1 protein-coding gene and 2 tRNA genes are annotated in these 1787 nt (G+C 68.8%); 1 reads left to right on the top strand and 2 read right to left on the bottom strand.

What is annotated here, in order from left to right; translation table 11 throughout:
- The coding region (locus tag AB4Y86_RS18090) for a cryptochrome/photolyase family protein (protein WP_441403532.1) at nucleotides 1–1273 on the top strand (1273 nt) is incomplete at its 5' end.
- A 51-nt stretch (nucleotides 1274–1324) separates the two neighbouring features.
- Here the strand turns inward: AB4Y86_RS18090 and AB4Y86_RS18085 are convergent.
- Nucleotides 1325–1401, bottom strand: a tRNA-Met gene (locus AB4Y86_RS18085).
- A 308-nt stretch (nucleotides 1402–1709) separates the two neighbouring features.
- Nucleotides 1710–1783 (bottom strand) — tRNA-Met (locus AB4Y86_RS18080).
- Between the last annotated feature and the right edge of the window lie 4 nt (nucleotides 1784–1787).

The raw sequence follows: 1787 nt of genomic DNA, 5'->3' as shown, positions 1-1787 counted from the left end.
GTGGTGGCTGCATCACTCGCTCGTCTCCCTCGCCGCGGACCTTGAGGCCGCCGGTTCACGCCTGCTGCTCCGGCGCGGACCGGCGGAGCGGGTCATCCGCCAACTGGTCGAAGAAACCCGTGCCACGCATCTGCTCTGGAACCGGCGCTATGGCGGCCCGGAACGCGCCGTCGACGCCGGCCTCAAGGAGTGGGCGTCGCGGCAGGACATCACCGCCGCAAGCTTTCGGGCCAGCCTCCTGTTCGAGCCCTGGACGGTGCGGACGGGGTCCGGGGGGCCCTACAAGGTTTTCACGCCATTCTGGAAGGCCTGCCTCGAGGCGCCCGAGCCCCGGCTGCCTCTCGAGGCGCCGGACCGGCTGCCCGGGCCCGCGCGGGACGGAGCCGGGGAACTGCCCGGCAGCGACACCCTGGCGGACTGGGCGCTCCTCCCCCGCCGCCCGGACTGGAGTGCGGGGCTCGCCGCGGAATGGACCCCGGGTGAGGCTGGTGCGCACCGCCGGCTGGAGGACTTCCTGGCCGGCCCGGCGGTCGAGTACGGCACGGGACGGGATGTCCCGGGCGTCGAGGGCACCAGCCGGCTCTCACCGCACCTGCGCTTCGGTGAGCTCAGCCCCTTCCGGGTCTGGCATGCGCTCCGTGGCTGCTTTCCGCACGGCGCACCGGCCGACGTCGGGATCTTCCGTGCAGAACTTGGCTGGCGGGAATTCTGCTGGCACCTGCTGTACGAAAATCCGCAGCTCGCCAGCCGTAACTACCGGCCGGAATTCGACCGCTTTGCCTGGCAGACGCCGTCGGGCGCCGAACTGCGGGCCTGGCAGCAGGGCCGTACCGGCTACCCGCTGGTGGACGCGGGCATGCGCCAGCTGTGGCAGACCGGCTGGATGCACAACCGTGTCCGGATGGCGGCGGCGTCGTTCCTGGTCAAGAACCTGCTGGCGGACTGGCGGCTCGGGGAGGCCTGGTTCTGGGACACGCTGGTGGACGCCGATGCCGCGAGCAACCCTGCCAACTGGCAGTGGGTGGCCGGCTCGGGAGCGGACGCCTCCCCGTATTTCCGCATCTTCAACCCGGTCACGCAGAGCAAGAAGTTCGACGCCGCCGGCAGCTACCTGCGGACGTTTATCCCGGAGCTCACCGGCCTGGGCGACAAGGCGGTGCATGAACCGTGGAAGGCCGACGGCGGCGCACCGGACTACCCGGAGCCGATCGTGGGGCTCCCCGAGTCACGGGCGCGGGCACTGGAGACGTACCAGCGGCTCAAGGACGGATAGGAAAAAGGAAGGGCCCGGATCTGTTGATCCGGGCCCTTCCATTACTGCTGTTGGTTGCGGGGACAGGATTTGAACCTGTGACCTCTGGGTTATGAGCCCAGCGAGCTACCGAACTGCTCCACCCCGCGTCGCTTGATCAACACTACCCTACTTTGGCTGCCGCCCCGACCACGGTCCAACGCCGCGCAGCGCCAGCGGGTTATCGGGCCAGACGACCTGACCCGTAACGGCTGACGCCGCAGACGTCCGCCCATCGCCCGGAAGGGATGCCCGGCAGACGGGGGCGCCTTTGGACACAACTGTGCCTCTTGGGACCGGTCCGCGCGGCGTGCCCGTGTCAAAGCGCCCCCGGAACACTGCTGGGTGGAACCCCGCCCGGAACGGGTTAAAACAAGAAGTCCGGAACACTTTCCAGTGTTCCGGACTTCTTCTTCAGTTGCGGGGACAGGATTTGAACCTGTGACCTCTGGGTTATGAGCCCAGCGAGCTACCGAACTGCTCCACCCCGCGTCGC

The organism is Arthrobacter sp. 2YAF22_2 (assembly GCF_052114645.1).
GTDB lineage: Bacteria > Actinomycetota > Actinomycetes > Actinomycetales > Micrococcaceae > Arthrobacter.
The sequence above is the reverse complement of the archived record's forward strand: the minus strand, read 5'-3'. Positions and strand labels throughout refer to the sequence as shown.